Source organism: Bordetella genomosp. 4 (assembly GCF_002261185.1).
Taxonomy (GTDB): Bacteria; Pseudomonadota; Gammaproteobacteria; order Burkholderiales; family Burkholderiaceae_B; genus Bordetella_A.
This window is the reverse complement of the sequence record NZ_NEVQ01000013.1, coordinates 678,043-694,695: the sequence shown is the minus strand read 5'-3', so window position 1 is coordinate 694,695 and position 16,653 is coordinate 678,043. Positions and strand designations below refer to the sequence as shown.

Here is a 16,653-nt window from a genome sequence, read left to right as displayed (position 1 = left end):
CGCGAGAAATTCTACTGCTGCTGGGCGTTGGTGAGGGAAGAGAGCAGTCGGATTCTGGTCAAAGTTTCTGATGACGGAACAACTGCGTCAGCGATTCGGCGTCCATGAACTGGATATTGTTTTGGGTCGCGTAGTCCTGCGCGGGCTTTGAAATATCGCCCAGCGTGACGTAGATCCCCTCGCTGGCGCCTGCCGCGCTGCGCGCCGTCTGCAGGCGTTGCAGCGGTTCGACACCCGTGTGAGCGGCTTTCCAGCGGCGGGCGGATATCAGTGCGCGCCCAGCGCCGGGGCGCGCGACCTCGAAATCGGCAGCATCGGTTTTCAGGCGTTTGACCTGGCAGCCGTCATGACGCAACGCGGCCTCGAGCTGATTGGCAAAGGTGGCCCAGGACATGGCCGACAGAGCCTGCGCCGTTTGCTCGACGCGGGCTGACGAGGGCTTGTTGCGTTGTTTCCAGGCGGCGATGCCGGAAATAATGATGAACGGCACCGCGCCACATATGGGAAACAGCGCATAGGCCGGCGGTACGACTGCAACGGCCACCAGAATCAGAGCAGCCGCCACGAGCATGCTGATCCACCATGACGAGCGGAGCAAAATCGCAAACAACGAATTCTTGGCCATGAATTTCATGGATGGAGGTCCTGAGCAGCTTGTCGAAAGGGTGAGTTGGAATGATCGCAGGATTTGCGATCATCGCGCTCTCTAGCGTCTTGGAGCTTGTCGCAGCGGTCAGTGACTCTGCGTATCCGACGGATGCGTAGGAGCCGAGGGCGCAGGGCGCACGCCTGGTACGTGCTCCGGCGGCGTGCCGCCCGATGAGGGCGGAGTCGATGAGCGTCCCCCTGCCGTCGAGTCGCCCGGCGCGCGCGCCATCCAGGCAATCAGCGAGGCTCGCATGGCTTCCTCGACCGACATATCGATGGGTTGGACCCAGTCGGTCGGGACAAACACCGTATAGCCGCCAATCATGTATCCCATGGGTAGATAAACAGCGACCCGTTCTCCAGGCAGAAAACCCTCAGGCAGTCCCTCGGTGCTGCGCCGCGTGATCAGGCCGACCAGCTCCAGCGGTTGACCCGGAATACGCAGCACGACGACGTGCTGAGTATCGGCTTTCGCGCTGGGCGAAAAATAATCCGCAAAACTTTTCAGCGACGAATAAATACTCTTGACGACCGGGATATTGGTAAACGGCATTTCCACAAAATGGAATATCCGTTGCATACGCTCTTTGGAAACCAGATAGCCAACCAGCAAAATGCCCAGGACACCCAGGGCCAGTCCCATGCCGGGAATATAAAAGCTGCCAATAAAGGGGCTGAGCAACGACAGGGCGGCAGTTTCCGTCCATGCCAAAAAGATGAACAGCAGATATAGCGTCAGTGCGATCGGCAGTACGGTAATCAGCCCGCGGAAGAAATATCGAGACAAACGCGTCATCATAGGGTGAAGCTCCGGTAATACGTAGTGATTCAATGGCCGGTGACAGGCAAGCTCAAGGTTTCCTTGATTTCTTCCATGACCACATAGCTATGCGATTCGGCCGAGGCGGGCAGGCGTTTCAGTATTTCGCCCAATAACCGCCGGTATTCATTCATTTCACTCAATCGTGCTTTGACGAGATAGTCAAAATCTCCGGATACCAGATGGCATTCCATGACCTCGGGGACATACAGCAATTCCTGTTTGACCCTATCAAAGACGTCGCCCGATTTGGCCGACAGCTTGATTTCCAGAAAGACCAACAGATTCAATCCCAGCGCGGCAGGGTTGACGCGAGCATGATACCCGGTGATGACACCTTCGCGTTCCAGACGCTTGACGCGTTCGGAGCACGGCGTCGCCGACAGGCTGATCCGCTCCGCCAGATCGGTGATAGACATCCGCCCATCGCGCTGCAATATATCCAGAATTTTCCGGTCGATACGATCGAGTTCGCGCATTTCACTTTGAGCGGGGCCATTTAGCCCCTGTTGTCAGTAAAAGTACATTTCAGAGCCGCTGATTTTAGTGCTTTTCACTGGTGACATCGTCCTAGACTATTGATTCATCCATCAGAGATGCCTAACTCAGGGGATTTTCATGCATGTCATCGTCTTGGGCAGTGGCGTGATCGGCACGACCACCGCGTACTACCTGGCACGTCAGGGCGCCAAAGTGACGGTATTGGACCGCCAGTCCGAGGCTGCCAGCGAAACCAGCTACGCCAACGCCGGCCAGGTGTCACCGGGTTATTCCACCCCGTGGGCCGCGCCGGGTATCCCCCTGAAGGCGCTGAAATGGATGTTCCAGAAAGACCATGCCCCCTTGTCGATCCGTCCGGACGGCACGCTGTATCAGTGGCGCTGGATGGCGGCGATGTTGGCCAACTGCTCGGCCAGTCGTTACGCCGTGAACAAGGAGCGCATGCTGCGTCTGGCCGAGTACAGCCGCGATTGCCTGAAGGCCCTGCGCACTGAGACGGGCATCCAGTACGAGGCGCGTACGAAGGGGACCTTGCAGCTGTTTCGCACCGAACACCAATACGAGGCGGCGCAGCGCGATATCCAGGTGCTGGAGGCGTGCGGCGTGCCGTATGAACTACTCGATCGCAATCGCCTGGAAACTGCCGAGCCGGCTTTGGCGCGCACCGCGCACAAATTGACTGGCGGTCTACGCCTGCCCAACGACGAAACGGGTGATTGCCGTCTGTTTACGAGACGATTGGCGCAGTTGGCGGCAGAGTTGGGCGTAGAGTTTCGCTATGGACAAAGCGTCACGCGTCTGGAGACCGCGCGCGGGGAAATTACCGGTGTGCGTGTCGGTGACGACGTACTCACCGCGGATCGCTACGTCGCGGCATTTGGCAGCTATTCGCGTGGTTTTCTGGCGCCGCTGGGATTGGATTTGCCGGTCTATCCGGTCAAAGGTTATTCCTTGACGATTCCTTTATTGAACGCAGATGCTGCGCCGGTTTCGACAGTGTTGGATGAGACCTACAAAGTGGCGGTCACGCGTTTTGACCACCGTATCCGCGTCGGCGGCATGGCGGAGCTGGCCGGCTTTGATCTGCGGTTGCATCCAGAGCGCCGCCGCACCCTGGAGTTCGTGGTCAATGATTTGTACCCGGGCAGCGGCGAGGTAGAGCAAGCCGAGTTCTGGACCGGTCTGCGGCCCATGACGCCCGATAGCACACCTATCGTGGGTGCAACGCGTTATACCAATCTGTATTTGAATACGGGGCATGGCACGCTGGGGTGGACGATGTCTTGCGGCTCTGCCAAGCTCTTGTCGGATCTGGTCATGGGCCAACGGCCGGAAATCCGCGCCGATGATCTGGCACTGTCGCGCTATGGCGCGGCAGCCAAGCGTCAGCCTCGCGTCGCGCTAGGCGACCACGCCGCAGCCTGAGGGCTCGATTCGTCACGCCGCCTGCTTGCCGTCCCTGCCTTTGTGCCACAATCGCGCCATGACGCCATCATGGCGCAGGCACTTGCAGGGGCTCCGTGACACATCTCATCCATACCGCTGATTGGCAGATCGGACGGCAGTACGGTCAGTTTGAAACCGACGATGCGGCCATGTTGGCCGAGGCACGCTACGAAACCGTCGCGCGCATTGCCGCTCTGGCGGCCGAGCGCCGCGCCGATGCGGTGCTGGTGGCGGGAGATGTGTTCGATACGCAGGCCGTGTCGGACCGCAGCATTCGACGCTTGTTTGACGCGTTAGGCGCGTTTGCCGGGCCATGGGTCATGATTGCCGGAAACCATGACGCCGCCTTGGCCGACAGTGTGTGGTCGCGTGCGCATCAACTGGGATGCATCGGGCCCAACGTGCATATTCCCCTGCGGCCAGGCGTGGTCGATTTGCCAGGGCAGAACCTCGCGGTATTGGCGGCCCCACTCACGCAGCGCCACACCTACGACGATACGACGGCCATTTTTGATGTCTTGGAGACCGAACCTGGGCGGTTGCGCGTGGGCTTGGCGCATGGCAGCGTGACGGGCCGCCTGCCGGACACTGTGGATTCGGCCAATCCCATTGCCGCCGACCGTGCTGCTCACGCGCGCTTGGATTATCTGGCGCTGGGCGATTGGCATGGCACCTTGCAGATCGATGCGCGGACTTGGTATGCCGGCACGCCGGAACCGGATCGTTTTCGATCCAACGCCAATGGCAGCGTGCTGGACGTGCGGCTCACGCCTGGGGCGGAACCCGTCGTGCAAAGCGTGCCTGTCGGGCGATTTCGCTGGACGTTGTGGGCCGAGTCGCTGATCTTGGCGTCAGACGCCGAGGCATTGGCCCATCGGCTGCAGGATCTGGGCGCAGAGGACGTGTTGCGACTAGAACTGTCAGGACAACTGCCGCTAGAGGCGTGGGATGCACTGCAGGCCGCTATCGCGCGCGCCGCGGCACGCAGCCGGGCATTGTTATTAGACACCGACGGTTTGTCCTTGGCGCCTGACGCCCAGGATCTGGCGGCGCTAGGAGCGAGCGGCTATGTAGGCGAGGTCGCGGCGCAACTGCAGGCCATGCAGGACGATCCGGCCCAGGCCACCGCCGCGCGCCAGGCGCTGCGGTTGCTGGTGCAATTTCAGCGCGAGCGGGAGGGGGCGCAATGAAGCAGCACTGCATCGCTGCGCTGGTGTCTCCCGTTGCGCGGTTTCACGTCGCCCTGCAGGTGTCGCTATGAAGCTGCACCGCATCGCGCTGCAAGAGTTCCGAAAATTCCGCGATCCGGTCGTGCTGGATGGCTTGGCCGACGGGCTCAATGTCATTGCCGGGCCGAACGAGGCCGGCAAAAGCACCCTGGCGGCGGCGATTCGTGCGGCCTTTCTCGAGCGCTACAAGACAACCAAAGTATCCGACCTGGCGCCGTGGGGCATGTCTGGCGCTCGGCCTTCGGTGGAGATCGCGTTCCAGCACGACGGCCATGAATATCTGCTGCGAAAATCATTTTTGAGCCGAGCGCGTTGCGAGCTGGTGGTCGACGACGGCGTCGAGCGGCACGAGGGCGAGGCGGCGGAAAACGCCTTGGCAAGCTTGCTGGGATTTGAATTCTCGGCAAAGGGCAATAGCCGCCCAGAACACGGCGGCATTCCCGGGCTGCTCTGGATCGCCCAGGGCGAGGGGCAAAACCTGCTAGAGCCCGCAGGTTACGCACAAAGTCACGTTCGGGATGCACTGACACGATTGACGGGCGAATTGACCTCGGCCGACGGCGATTCGCTCTACGAGAGGGTCGAGGTCGAGCGTGCTGCCTTGCGCGATGGGCGCAGTGGCCGCCCCAAGGGGGCCTATAAAGACGCCGAGGACGCGCTGCTGCGCGCGGAGGAGTCCGTCGCCACCTTGACCGCCTCAAAACAGGCGCTCGATGCCGACGTGGATCGCCTGGCGCTATTGCGCCGCGATCATGACAAAGCCGAGCAGGAGCAGCCTTGGCTCAACCTGGAGCAGCGCGCCGCCCAGGCGCGTGCCCGCTTGGCCGAAATCAGCCGCGAGCGGGACGCTCTGGCCGGTCTGCAGCGCGAGCTGACACAGGCCGATGACACCTTGGCTCTGTTGCACGAGCAGGTCGAACGCGATCAGCGTGATGCAGCAGCCCTGGTGACATTGCAAGCCGATGCAGAGGCGGCTGCCGCCAGTCTGGTGCCTGCGCGCGAGGCGCTGGACCGGGCTCTGCTGCAACAGCAGCGCGCGGCCCAGAATCTGGCGCAGGCCAATGCTCAGGTGGCCGCGGCCCAGCAGGCGGCTCAGCGGGCGGATTGCCTGGCGCAAATCGATCGCTTGAACCAGGAATTGCGCCGGGCGCAGGACAGTATCGTGCAGGCCGAGCAACTCGCCGAGCAGGTCCGCACCCTGCAGGCATCGTCCGCGCAACTGGAAATCGATGACAAGGCACTACACACCTTGCGCCAGCTGGAACAGCGTCTGGCGCAGTTGCAGGCACAACAGAATGCCGGCGCGACGCGGGTGCATCATCGTTTGCTGGACGGGCAGACACTGCAGATGGCCGGCCGGGATGTCGCGGGCGAGGGCGAGGTCCTGGTCTCCGAGGCTACCGAGCTACAAATTCCCGGAATCGGCGTGTTGCATATCGAGCCGGGCGGCAGCGACTTGCCGGCCATATTGACGGCTATCCAGCAGACGCAGACAGAGCGCACCGCGTGTCTGGGCCGTTTGGGCGCGACGTCGCTGGCTCAGGCCGAGGCACGGGCCGTGACATATGAACAGACACGGCGCGATCTGGACATGGCCCGCCAGACCTTGCGTATCCAGGCGCCGGAGGGCATCGAGGCATTGCGCGAATTGCAGTCGCAGGCGCAATCGCGATTGACGCAATTGCAGGGACAACTGGCCGTGCTGCCCGAGAGTGCCGCAGCGCCCGTGGATCTGGCCCAGGCCCAGCAGGCTTTGCACGCCGCGACCGTCGAGGCCGACCTCGCCGGTCAGGCGGTGACATCCGCTCGCACCGCACTGGATACCCAGCAGACCAAGGCGCAGATTTTTCAGACCCAGTGGGCTGCACTCCAGGCGGAACTCGGCGCGGTGGGCCGGGTAGAGCAACGCGAACAGCGAGGCGCCCGGTTGGTCGAGGCACGCGCGACCCGTGACACCTTGGCGCAACGCTGTCAGGCGGCGCAAGCCGCTTTGCAGGCGCTGCAGCCGGAACTGATCGAGCAGGATGCGCAGCGTTTCGAGCAGTCCGCTCGCCTGCAGCGCGAGGAGCAGCAGCGCCGCCACGCTGAATTACTGCAGTTGCAGGGCAAACTCGAACAAGCCCAGGCTCATGGCCTGGGCGAGCAACTGCTGCAGGCGCAGGCTGAGGCGCAGCGGCTGACCCGGCGGCGCGACGAGTTTGCGACCCGGGCGCAGGCGTTGGACCTGTTATGGCAATTGCTGGGGCAGCGGCGCGCCGACGCCACGCAACGTTTGCTGGACCCGCTGGCCCAGCGTCTGCAACACTATGTCGGGCTGTTGTTTCCTGGGGCGCAATGGCGCCTGGACGATGCGCTGATGCCGGCTGCGGTGGTGCGGGGGACAGGTCCCGATGCGACCGAAACGTTGAACGCCTTGAGCTTCGGCACGCGAGAGCAGCTCGGCGTCCTGGCGCGTTTTGCCTATGCAGATTTGTTACAACAAGCTGGCCGGCCCACCTTGCTGATATTGGACGATACTCTGGTGCATGCGGATCAGGAGCGCCGAGAATTGATGAAGCGCGCGCTGTACGACGCCGCTTCGCGGCACCAGATGCTGCTGCTGACCTGTCATGGCGAGGCGTGGCAAGACATGGGAGTGGGGGTGCGGGCGGTGCCCTGATTGGGCCGGCTGTTTCATTTGGTTGCCTGCTAAAAGAGTCAAATTAACGCGAAAAATGTATTTAAAGCACTGATCAACCAAAAAAATCACTTAGATCGCCATGCGAACCTTACAAGAATCTGATATTTTTCGGGGTGGATACTTGGTTGGCGCTTGTCGGCAGCTTGACACCGGATTGGCGGTGTTACGGCAACGATGGGTTCAATTTCGCATCTGTATAACGTCACCCCGGTCTCAAATCTGGCTCCTGCCCAAGAGCCAGGCCGCCGGCCCTCCCGGAATACCATGTCGCTGATTCTCATACTCGCTCTGCCGTTTATCGGCAGCCTGTGCGCCGCGCTGTTGCCTTCCAACGCCCGTAATGCCGAGGCGTGGCTGGCAGGCTTGATGGCGCTGAGCTGCTTCGTCCTGGTGGCCAGTCTCTATCCCCAGGTCGCCGATGGCGGGGTGGTTCGTGCCGATCTGGAGTGGGCACCGGCACTGGGCCTGCAGTTCACCCTGCGTATGGACGGCTATGCCTGGTTGTTCGCCTTGATCGTCTCGGGCATGGGCGCTTTAGTGGTGCTCTACGCACGCTATTACATGTCGCCCGAGGATCCGGTGCCGCGGTTTTTCTCGTTTTTCCAGGCCTTCATGGCGGCCATGCTGGGCGTGGTGCTGTCGGGCAACCTGATTCAGTTGGTGCTGTTCTGGGAAATGACCAGTCTGGCGTCGTTCATGCTGATTGCCTATTGGCATCATCGCCAGGACGCCCGGCGCGGCGCGCGGATGGCGCTGACGGTCACGGGCGCGGGTGGCTTGTGTCTGCTGGCTGGGGTCTTGATCCTGGGCAATATCGTGGGCAGCTACGACATGGACCAGGTGCTGGCCGCCGGCGAGGTGGTTCGCGCTGATCCCTGGTATCCCGCCGTGTTGGTGCTCGTAGCGCTGGGCGCGCTCACCAAGAGCGCGCAATTCCCTTTCCAGTTCTGGCTGCCGAATGCCATGGCGGCGCCGACACCGGTATCGGCCTATCTGCACTCTGCCACGATGGTCAAGGCAGGGGTGTTCTTGCTGGCGAGATTTTGGCCCGTGCTATCGGGTACCGAAGAATGGTTCTGGATCATAGGCGGAGCAGGGCTGTGCTCGCTGGTCCTGGGCGCCTATGCCGCGATTTTCCAACAGGACATGAAGGGCGTGCTGGCGTACTCCACGATCAGCCATCTGGGTCTGATCACCTTGTTGTTGGGGATGAACAGCTCGTTGGGCCTGGTCGCCGCGATCTTTCATATGGTGAACCACGCCACGTTCAAGGCGTCGTTGTTCATGGCGGCCGGCATCGTCGATCACGAGACCGGTACGCGCGATCTGGGTCGTCTGAGCGGGCTCAGGCGAGCCATGCCGATAACCGCGACTTTGGCCGTGGTGGCCGCCGCTGCCATGGCAGGGGTGCCGCTGCTCAATGGCTTCATTTCCAAGGAAATGTTCTTTGCCGAGACGACCTTTGTCAGCGGCGATCCGATGATTCAATACGGTCTGCCTGCGATGGCAGTGCTGGCCAGCGCGTTCAGCGTGGCCTATTCGCTGCGTTTCATCCTTCAGGTGTTTTTCGGTCCGCCGGCAGAGGATTTGCCTCGTGCGCCGCATGAGCCGCCGCGCTTCATGCTGGTTCCGAGCGGCTTGCTGGTGCTGATGTGTTTGGTCGTGGGCGTCATCCCAGGGCTGACAGTAGGGCCGTTTCTGCATACGGCGGCACAAAGCATCCTCGGCGCCGACATGCCCGAATACAGCCTGGCCGTATGGCATGGCGTGAATCTGCCGCTGGTCATGAGTTTTGTCGCCATGCTTGCGGGCGTTTTGTTGTATGCCGGGTTACGTGCCCGCCAGCGTGCGTTGCCGGGGCAGGTGCCATTCATCTACCGTTTCGATGGCCGGCGCACGTTCGAGTTTTTGTTTGACTATTCCAGCGTCGCCGCCAGTTGGGTGCTGGCGCGTGTTTCGTCGCCACGCATGCAGATTCAGATGGTGCTGATCGTGCTGGGTGCGCTGCTTGTGGCTTGGCTGCCGTTGCAGCGCGGCCAGTGGAACGACGCGCCGTCGCCCATCACTCCCCTGGATCCGGCTTTTGCCGTACTGTGGGTGGTGGGTGCGATTTGCGCGGTCGGGGCGGCGTTTCAGGCCAAATTCCACCGATTGGCAGCATTGATTCTGGCCGGCGGCGCCGGTCTGGTGACCTGTCTGACGTTTGTCTGGTTTTCTGCGCCGGATCTGGCGTTGACGCAACTTGCGGTAGAAGTAGTAACCGTCGTGCTGTTGCTGTTGGGGCTGCGGTGGTTGCCGCGCCGTATCGAAGGCGGGGGCCAGGATGGCAGCGCCCGGGCCCGTGCGCGCCGCGCGCGCGATCTGGTGATTGCCACCGTGACAGGCACGTCGCTGGCCGCCTTGGCTTATGCCATATTGACCCGCCCGCAGGGCCAGACGGTGGCCTCGTATTTTGTGGAAAAGGCCTTGCCAGAGGGGGGCGGTACCAATGTCGTCAACGTGATTCTGGTGGATTTCCGCGGCTTTGACACCTTTGGCGAGATCACCGTGGTCGGTATTGTTGCACTGACGGTGTACGCCTTGCTGCGCCGTTTCCGGCCAGCGGCCGAAAGTATCGCTTTGCCGCGCCAGCAACGCGATCAGGGTGCCATCGTGGCGCCCGACATTCAGGCGCTGTTGCCGGACAATGCCTTGGCCCTGCCTGCCGTGCTGGTACGTTTCCTGTTACCGATCGCGGCCATGGTATCGGTGTATTTGCTCTTGCGCGGGCACAATTCGCCGGGCGGCGGGTTTGTGGGCGGCCTGGTCATGGCGACCGCCGTGATTCTGCAGTACATGGTGGGCGGCGTGTATTGGGTGGAGTCGCGCAGCCGCCTGAATCCCCAGCATTGGATCGGTTTGGGCCTGCTGTGTGCGGGCTTCACTGCGGTGTCGGCCTGGTTCGCTGCGCGTCCCTTTCTATCGGCCATGGCGTGGGATGTTTCGTTGCCCCTGATCGGCCATGTCCATCTTTCCAGCGTGTTGTTCTTTGACGTGGGCGTGTACATGCTGGTCGTGGGCGGCACCATGCTCGTGTTGGTGGCCTTGGCTCACCAATCCTTGCGCGCACAACGCAAGGCGGCGGCAGAAGCTCAAGCCGCCGCAGAATCCGGGAGTCCTGCCTAATGGAATTGATATATGCCATCGCGATTGGCGTGTTGGCCGGATCTGGCGTATGGCTGATCCTGCGGCCCCGTACGTTTCAGGTCATCATGGGACTGACCTTGATGTCCTATGCCGTCAACCTGTTTATTTTCGGAATGGGGCGGCTGACCGTCGGACGGCCTCCCGTTATCGATCCTGGCGCCACGCCGGATCCGGCCGCCATGGCCGACCCCATACCCCAGGCATTGGTGCTCACGGCTATCGTGATCGGGTTCGCAACCACCGCATTGTTTCTTGTCGTATTGCTGGCTTCTCGCGGGTTGACCGGCACCGACCACGTTGATGGCAGGGAGTCGGAATCTTGATCGATTGGTTGCAACACGCGCCTATATATCCCATTGCCGTCCCGCTGATTGCGGGCGCGGCAATGTTATTGCTGGCGGACAAGCGCCGGGGTTTACGGGCGGGAATCGGGCTGGCGGCTAGTCTCGCTCAGCTCGCGGCGGCGATTACCTTGCTCGCGCTGGCAGCCGGTGTCGGCGGCGTCTGGCCCAGTGGCGTAGGGGTGTATCTGCCCGGGGATTGGCCCGCGCCGTTCGGCATCGTGCTGGTCGTCGATCGCTTGTCGGCCGTCATGTTGACGTTGACGGCCGTGCTGGGCTTGGCGTCATTGATCTATTCCCTGGCGCGCTGGGACCACCTGGGTGTGCATTTTCATTCGCTGTTCCAGTTCCTGTTGATGGGCCTCAATGGGGCGTTCCTGACGGGGGACCTGTTCAACTTATTTGTATTTTTCGAGGTCTTGCTGGCGGCCTCGTATGGTCTGATTCTGCACGGATCGGGGGTGGCGCGCGTCAGTGCCGGCCTGCAGTACATTGCGATCAATCTGGTGGCGTCGTTTCTGCTGCTTATCAGTATTGCGCTGATCTATGGGGTCACGGGCACCCTGAATCTCGCCGATCTCGCGGTGCGCGCCGGCGTCCTGGGTGGCAGTGATCGCTTGTTGTTCGAGGCCGGCGCGGCTGTGCTGGGCCTGGCGTTTCTGGTCAAGGCCGGTGCCTGGCCGCTGAATTTCTGGCTGGTGCGCGGCTATAGCGCGGCCAGTGCGCCGGTAGCGGCCGTGTTTTCCATCATGACCAAGGTGGGCATCTACGCCTTGCTGCGCATTGGCTCGCTATTGCTGCCCACGGGGGCGCCGGCGGCATTCAGCCTTGACTGGATGTTTGCGGCTGGCCTGGCGACCTTGATTTTCGGGGCGATCGGTTTGCTCGCGACCCAGCGATTGGATCAGCTCGTCAGCTATTGCGTGATCCTTTCCGCTGGGACGCTGCTCACGGCGTTGGGCATGCCGGGCGTGCGGCTGACAGGGCCGGCGTTGTTCTATCTGTTGAGCTCCGTGCTGGCTACGGGGGCCTTTTTCATGCTGGTCGAGCTGGTCGAGCGCACCCAGACTTTCGGGGCGAATGTGCTGGCGGTCACGCTGGATATGTTCGACCTGGATGATCCAGAGAGCCCGAACCGCTCCGACGATGTGGTGGGTGTGGCGATTCCTGCGGCGATGGCGTTTCTGGGGTTGTCGTTTGTGTCGTGCGCCTTGCTCGTGACGGGGTTACCGCCATTGTCCGGCTTTGTGGCCAAGTTCTCGCTCTTGTCCGCGGCGGTTGCCGAGGCCAATGCCTCGACCCAGCCGGCGGATGCCTGGATTCTGGTGGCCGCCGTGTTGGCCGCGGGGTTGGCCGGCATCGTGGCGTTTGGGCGAGCCGGGATGCGGATTTTCTGGGGTAACGAGGAACGTACGACGCCGCGGCTGCGCGTGTTCGAGGCGGGGCCCGTTGCCGTGTTGATCCTGTTGTGTGTCGCACTCGCGGCGGGCGCGGGGCCGGTGTCGGCTTATCTGGATGATGCGGCGCGCTCGCTCGATCAACCCGCGCTATACATTGATGCGGTACTGTCGGCCAATCCGGCGCGTACCTTGGGGGGGCATTGATGCGGCGTTGGTACAAACTCCTGCTGCCTGCGGCGTTGCTCGTCTTGTGGCTGCTGCTCAACGAGTCGCTTTCTGCCGGGCAGATCGCATTAGGCCTGGCGCTCGCGCTATGGCTGGGTTTTGCGTCCAGCCGCCTGCGGCCGCTGCGCGGACGGCCTCATAAATTATGGTTGCTGCTGGGGCTGAGCCGGCGAGTGGCGATCGATATCATCCGGTCGAATATTGCGGTCGCTAAACTGATCATCGCCTATCGGCGCGAGTACACGCCGGGGTTCGTGCACATCCCGCTGGATCTGCATGACCCGCATGGCCGTGCGCTGCTGGGCTGCATCCTGACCTATACGCCAGGCACCGTGTGGGTCGATGTGTCCAACAATATTCTGACATTGCATGTGCTCGACCTGGAAAACGAAGCAGCCTGGGTCGAATTGGTCAAACAGCGCTACGAGCGTACCCTGATTGAGGTGTTTCAGTGAACCTTGTTCTATTCTGGGCCGCATCCTTTGCCTTGTTGTGTTTTGTCCTGGGCATGGCGTGTGCGACGGTGCGGCTGGTGCGCGGGCCCACCGCGCAGGACCGCGTGCTGGCGTTGGACGCGTTTTACATCAATGGCATGCTAACCATGCTGGCCTTTGGTATCCGGTCAGGCACGCCGGTGTACTTTGACGTGGCCTTGCTGATCGCCTTGTTCGGTTTTGTCGGCTCTACCGCGATGGCCAAATTTTTGCTGCGTGGCGAGGTGATCGAGCCATGAACCTCGAGATTCCATTGTGGGCGGGCATCCCGGCCAGCATCTTGCTGGTCGTAGGGGGCGTCATTTCGTTGATCGGCTCAGCCGGGTTACTACGGTTCAAGAATTTCGTCTCGCGTATTCATGCGCCGACTCTCGGCAATACCCTGGGCGCGGTCTGCGTCTTGCTGGCGTCGATTCTGGTGTTTTCCTCTATACAGCAACGTTTCGTGATTCATGAAATTCTCATCACATTGTTGCTGTTTATCACGTCGCCGGTGACGGCCATGTTGCTGATGCGGGCGGCGGTCTATCGCGGCCAGCGGGACCGTGGCGAGTTCAACTCGAAATAGGGCAGTTACATCGTCCGAATCTGCTAGCGTTTGTAACATCTGCACGCCCTCTGGTTTGCCGCTTTGGCGTACTGTAAAAGCTGAGCCGGGCGCAGTAGCAGCCTGGCCAAGTTGAAGGAGCGGAAAATGAACCTACGTATGCACAATCGGTATTGCTGCCTGGCATTTGCGACTTTGAGCGCGTTGGGCGGGATGGCAGGGATTTCTGCCGCCAACGCGGCCGATGCACCGACGGCCGCCTCTATCCAGTCTCAGTACGAATATGACGTGCAGCGCTGCAACAGCGGCCAGACCAACCAGAGCAAGGCCGTGTGCCTGCAAGAGGCAGGCGCGGCGCGCGACGAGGCCCAGCGCAAGCGGCTCGATGACGGTCAGTCGGCGAATTACAGCAACAATTCGGTCGATCGCTGCACGAAACTGCCTCAACCCCAGCGTCAGGACTGCCTGCAGCAAATGCAGTCACCCTCGACGGTAAAGGGCAGCGTGGAGAGCGGCGGTGTTCTGCGCGAAACGGTCATCCAGGTGCCTCCGTCTCAGACGGGTACGACGCCGGGGACTTCGGGCGCCATGCCTGGTAGTTCCACCGCGCCGGGTACGGTCCCAGGGGCTGCGCCGGGCAGTTCGACGACGCCGGGTACGGTAACGACGCCGCCTGCCGGGACACCCGCGACACCTGTGCCCGTGCAGCAATAAGACGGCAGAGTCGGGATCAGGCAAAATGTCGCCTATTACCGACTCTTTGCCGCATCCATGTCTGACGTCATCGCCCTGATATTCGATTTCGACGACACGCTGGCGCCAGACAGCACTTCTGGCTTCCTCGACAGCCTGGGGGTGGATACGGCTGCATTCTGGAAAGACAAAGTCGGCCCACTGCTGTCCGATCAGGACTGGGACCCTGTTCCAGCCTATCTCTACGAGATGATCGAGCTGTCGCGCAGCGGCGCGCATGGCTTGATCACGCAACAGGGCCTGCGAGACTGGGGCGCCAGGCTGCCTTTGCATGATGGCGTCACCACATTGTTCCAACGCTTGCGTGCCGCAGTCCGAGCCGAGCACCCTCAGGTGCAACTCGAGTTTTACTTGATCTCCAGCGGCATCGGCGATGTCGTGCGTTCAACACCCATCGCCCACGAATTCACCGAAATCTGGGCGTCGGAGTTCGTGTACGGCGCCGATGGCGGGATTGCTTTCCCGCGGCGCCTGGTCAGCTTCACGGACAAGACCCGTTATCTGTTCCATATTCAAAAAGGCATCATCGGACGCGAGTTTCGCAACAAGCCCTTCGAAGTCAATCGCAAAATCCCCGAGGACCGTCTGCGCGTGCCCTTTGACCAGATGGTGTTCGTTGGTGATGGCTACACTGACATCCCGTGTTTTTCCTTGATTCGCAAAGCCGGTGGTTTTGCCTTCGGTGTATGGGATCCGAAACACCGCGACAAACGCAGCCGCGCCTGGGGTTTTATCGAAGAAGGCCGCGTGTCGAATTTGAATCAGGCCCGCTATGGCGAAGAAGCGGAGCTCTATCAATGGCTCGAAGAGGCCGTCACCAGCCTGGCCGGGCGGATCGCACTGAAATCCCGGGTGTACCGTGGTTGATGTGGTGACGCTGGCGTCCCCAGCGGACGAATCATTCATGTCTCTGGCGATCGAGCAGGCCGAGGCCGCCTGGCGTGTGGGCGAAGTCCCCGTAGGTGCCGTCGTCGTCGATGCCGAGGGTCAGGTGCTCGGCACAGGTTATAACCGCACCATCACTGACAGCGATCCTACTGCGCATGCAGAGATCGTTGCATTACGCGCAGCCGCTCTGCATCTGGACAATTACCGGTTACCTGGATTGAGCCTGTACGTCACGCTGGAACCCTGCGTCATGTGCATCGGCGCCATGTTGCATGCCCGATTGGCACGTGTGGTCTACGGGGCCACGGATCCCAAGACCGGCGCCTGCGGCAGCGTGCTGGATGTGGGCGCGGTAGAGCGATTGAATCATCACACGACTGTTATAGGCGGCGTATTGGCGCAGCCTTGCGGCGATATGCTGCGGCGGTTTTTCCGCGAACGCCGTACAAAGGAATCCACGAAATGAGTACCTCTACACATCCCGCACATGGGCACGATGGGCATGATTGCGATGACGATTGCGGTCACGATCACGGCCACTCGCACCATCATCATGCCAAGCCTGCCGGCGGGATCTATTTGATTTCGCCTTCGTCTGCGGTGCGTGACCCGGACACCGTGGCGTTGGCGTGCGAGCGCCTGGCGCAAGAGGGATTCAAGACTACGGTGGATCGCGCCGCATTGGCTGTGCATCAACGTTTTGCCGGCACGGAAAAACAACGCCTGGCGGGCATCACGCGTGCGTTGAAGCAAAAACATCCGATTGTGATGGCTACGCGTGGTGGCTATGGGCTCAGCCGTTTATTGCCGCAGATCGATTGGCGCGCTGTGGCGGACAGTGGCAAGCGTTTCGTGGGGTTGAGCGATTTCACAGCGTTCAATCTGGCCTTGCTCGCGCAGACGGGGGCGGTCAGCTACAGCGGGCCGACAGCCGTTGCGGATTTTGGCGGTAAAACGGTCGACGATCTGACGGCTGCATTGTTCGGCGAGATCATGCGCGGCGAGCTGGAGATCCTCAGTTTTGAGACTCAGGACGCCGATCCTGTCGATGCGCGTGGCGTATTGTGGGGCGGCAATCTGGCCACCTTGATGTCGTTGATGGGCACGCCATATATGCCCAAAGTGCGCGGGGGTATTCTGTTCATTGAGGACGTTGCAGAGCATCCGTATCGGGTGGAGCGCATGCTGGCTCAGCTGTGGCAGGCCGGCGTGCTGCAACGCCAAAAGGCTATCGTATTCGGTCATTTCACAGACTATCGGTTGGCACCGCATGATGCCGGGTACGACATGCCCGCCGTCGTGAAATGGCTGCGTGGTGTCGTTAAAGTTCCGGTTATTACTGGGTTGCCTTATGGACACATCCGGACCAAGGCTACGCTGCCTGTTGGTCAAAAGGTTGGCATCGCTACTGAGGCGGGGATGGCACATTTGGTGATTGATGAGCATCAGCATTGAGTTTGTTTGTGCTGATGTAGGTGGGGGTTCTTAATGCGTC

The 16,653-nt window shown here is 61.4% G+C and carries 16 protein-coding genes; 13 read left to right on the top strand and 3 right to left on the bottom strand.

The window, feature by feature from the left end; translation table 11 throughout:
- Positions 1-58 precede the first annotated feature (58 nt).
- The 3 genes from CAL20_RS13430 to CAL20_RS13420 form a co-directional block, all read right to left on the bottom strand.
- Positions 59-634 carry a restriction endonuclease gene (locus tag CAL20_RS13430; protein ID WP_094838114.1) on the bottom strand — a complete coding sequence of 192 codons (576 nt, stop codon included), beginning with the start codon at positions 632-634 and terminating at the stop codon, positions 59-61.
- Positions 635-733: 99 nt separating this feature from the next.
- On the bottom strand, positions 734-1,444 hold the full coding sequence (locus tag CAL20_RS13425) for a DUF502 domain-containing protein (protein ID WP_094838386.1): 711 nt from the start codon (positions 1,442-1,444) through the stop codon (positions 734-736).
- 32 nt (positions 1,445-1,476) lie between these two features.
- Positions 1,477-1,947, bottom strand: a complete 471-nt coding sequence (locus CAL20_RS13420; RefSeq protein WP_094821638.1) for a winged helix-turn-helix transcriptional regulator — start codon at positions 1,945-1,947, stop codon at positions 1,477-1,479.
- A gap of 139 nt (positions 1,948-2,086) precedes the next feature.
- Here CAL20_RS13420 and CAL20_RS13415 point away from each other — a divergent pair, with 139 nt between their 5' ends.
- From CAL20_RS13415 to CAL20_RS13355, 13 genes are all read left to right on the top strand, one after another.
- A complete protein-coding gene (locus CAL20_RS13415) occupies positions 2,087-3,394 on the top strand; it encodes a D-amino acid dehydrogenase (RefSeq protein ID WP_094838113.1) in 1,308 nt (435 codons plus the stop codon).
- 95 nt (positions 3,395-3,489) lie between these two features.
- Positions 3,490-4,605, top strand: coding sequence for a metallophosphoesterase family protein (locus CAL20_RS13410; RefSeq protein ID WP_094838112.1), 1,116 nt, complete (start codon positions 3,490-3,492; stop codon positions 4,603-4,605).
- Positions 4,606-4,672: 67 nt separating this feature from the next.
- Positions 4,673-7,303 carry an AAA family ATPase gene (locus CAL20_RS13405; RefSeq protein WP_094838111.1) on the top strand — a complete coding sequence of 877 codons (2,631 nt, stop codon included), beginning with the start codon at positions 4,673-4,675 and terminating at the stop codon, positions 7,301-7,303.
- A gap of 285 nt (positions 7,304-7,588) precedes the next feature.
- On the top strand, positions 7,589-10,489 hold the full coding sequence (locus tag CAL20_RS13400) for a monovalent cation/H+ antiporter subunit A (RefSeq protein WP_094838110.1): 2,901 nt from the start codon (positions 7,589-7,591) through the stop codon (positions 10,487-10,489).
- Entirely contained in the window at positions 10,489-10,833 is a 345-nt protein-coding gene (locus CAL20_RS13395) for a Na+/H+ antiporter subunit C (RefSeq protein ID WP_094838109.1), read from the top strand. The genes CAL20_RS13400 and CAL20_RS13395 overlap by 1 nt, the downstream gene beginning before the upstream one ends.
- On the top strand, positions 10,830-12,455 hold the full coding sequence (locus CAL20_RS13390) for a monovalent cation/H+ antiporter subunit D (protein ID WP_094821632.1): 1,626 nt from the start codon (positions 10,830-10,832) through the stop codon (positions 12,453-12,455). Before CAL20_RS13395 ends, CAL20_RS13390 begins: the two co-directional genes overlap by 4 nt.
- Complete coding sequence (locus CAL20_RS13385; RefSeq protein ID WP_094821631.1) at positions 12,455-12,931, top strand: Na+/H+ antiporter subunit E; 477 nt, start codon at positions 12,455-12,457, stop codon at positions 12,929-12,931. The genes CAL20_RS13390 and CAL20_RS13385 overlap by 1 nt, the downstream gene beginning before the upstream one ends.
- On the top strand, positions 12,928-13,209 hold the full coding sequence (locus CAL20_RS13380) for a K+/H+ antiporter subunit F (RefSeq protein ID WP_094821630.1): 282 nt from the start codon (positions 12,928-12,930) through the stop codon (positions 13,207-13,209). Before CAL20_RS13385 ends, CAL20_RS13380 begins: the two co-directional genes overlap by 4 nt.
- Positions 13,206-13,538: a monovalent cation/H(+) antiporter subunit G gene (gene mnhG / locus CAL20_RS13375; protein ID WP_094821629.1), complete on the top strand. Its 333-nt coding sequence runs from the start codon at positions 13,206-13,208 to the stop codon at positions 13,536-13,538. The genes CAL20_RS13380 and mnhG overlap by 4 nt, the downstream gene beginning before the upstream one ends.
- A 126-nt stretch (positions 13,539-13,664) precedes the next feature.
- The gene (locus CAL20_RS13370; RefSeq protein ID WP_094838108.1) at positions 13,665-14,231 is read left to right on the top strand and encodes a hypothetical protein; all 567 of its coding nucleotides are present in this window, start codon (positions 13,665-13,667) and stop codon (positions 14,229-14,231) included.
- 57 nt (positions 14,232-14,288) lie between these two features.
- Positions 14,289-15,137: an HAD family hydrolase gene (locus tag CAL20_RS13365; protein WP_094821627.1), complete on the top strand. Its 849-nt coding sequence runs from the start codon at positions 14,289-14,291 to the stop codon at positions 15,135-15,137.
- 37 nt (positions 15,138-15,174) lie between these two features.
- The gene (gene tadA / locus CAL20_RS13360; RefSeq protein ID WP_217903926.1) at positions 15,175-15,624 is read left to right on the top strand and encodes a tRNA adenosine(34) deaminase TadA; all 450 of its coding nucleotides are present in this window, start codon (positions 15,175-15,177) and stop codon (positions 15,622-15,624) included.
- Positions 15,621-16,613, top strand: coding sequence for an LD-carboxypeptidase (locus tag CAL20_RS13355; protein ID WP_094821625.1), 993 nt, complete (start codon positions 15,621-15,623; stop codon positions 16,611-16,613). Before tadA ends, CAL20_RS13355 begins: the two co-directional genes overlap by 4 nt.
- Positions 16,614-16,653: the final 40 nt, after the last annotated feature.

Excerpts from the sequence above, each read along its gene's own strand:
- CAL20_RS13355 (WP_094821625.1), top strand. The coding sequence starts at position 15,621 with ATGAGTACCTCTACACATCCCGCACATGGGCACGATGGGCATGATTGC.
- CAL20_RS13365 (WP_094821627.1), top strand. The coding sequence starts at position 14,289 with ATGTCTGACGTCATCGCCCTGATATTCGATTTCGACGACACGCTGGCG.
- CAL20_RS13405 (WP_094838111.1), top strand. The coding sequence starts at position 4,673 with ATGAAGCTGCACCGCATCGCGCTGCAAGAGTTCCGAAAATTCCGCGAT.
- tadA (WP_217903926.1), top strand. The coding sequence starts at position 15,175 with ATGTCTCTGGCGATCGAGCAGGCCGAGGCCGCCTGGCGTGTGGGCGAA.
- CAL20_RS13370 (WP_094838108.1), top strand. The coding sequence starts at position 13,665 with ATGAACCTACGTATGCACAATCGGTATTGCTGCCTGGCATTTGCGACT.
- mnhG (WP_094821629.1), top strand. The coding sequence starts at position 13,206 with ATGAACCTCGAGATTCCATTGTGGGCGGGCATCCCGGCCAGCATCTTG.
- CAL20_RS13430 (WP_094838114.1), bottom strand. The coding sequence starts at position 634 with ATGAAATTCATGGCCAAGAATTCGTTGTTTGCGATTTTGCTCCGCTCG.
- CAL20_RS13395 (WP_094838109.1), top strand. The coding sequence starts at position 10,489 with ATGGAATTGATATATGCCATCGCGATTGGCGTGTTGGCCGGATCTGGC.
- CAL20_RS13385 (WP_094821631.1), top strand. The coding sequence starts at position 12,455 with ATGCGGCGTTGGTACAAACTCCTGCTGCCTGCGGCGTTGCTCGTCTTG.
- CAL20_RS13415 (WP_094838113.1), top strand. The coding sequence starts at position 2,087 with ATGCATGTCATCGTCTTGGGCAGTGGCGTGATCGGCACGACCACCGCG.
- CAL20_RS13400 (WP_094838110.1), top strand. The coding sequence starts at position 7,589 with ATGTCGCTGATTCTCATACTCGCTCTGCCGTTTATCGGCAGCCTGTGC.
- CAL20_RS13425 (WP_094838386.1), bottom strand. The coding sequence starts at position 1,444 with ATGACGCGTTTGTCTCGATATTTCTTCCGCGGGCTGATTACCGTACTG.
- CAL20_RS13420 (WP_094821638.1), bottom strand. The coding sequence starts at position 1,947 with ATGCGCGAACTCGATCGTATCGACCGGAAAATTCTGGATATATTGCAG.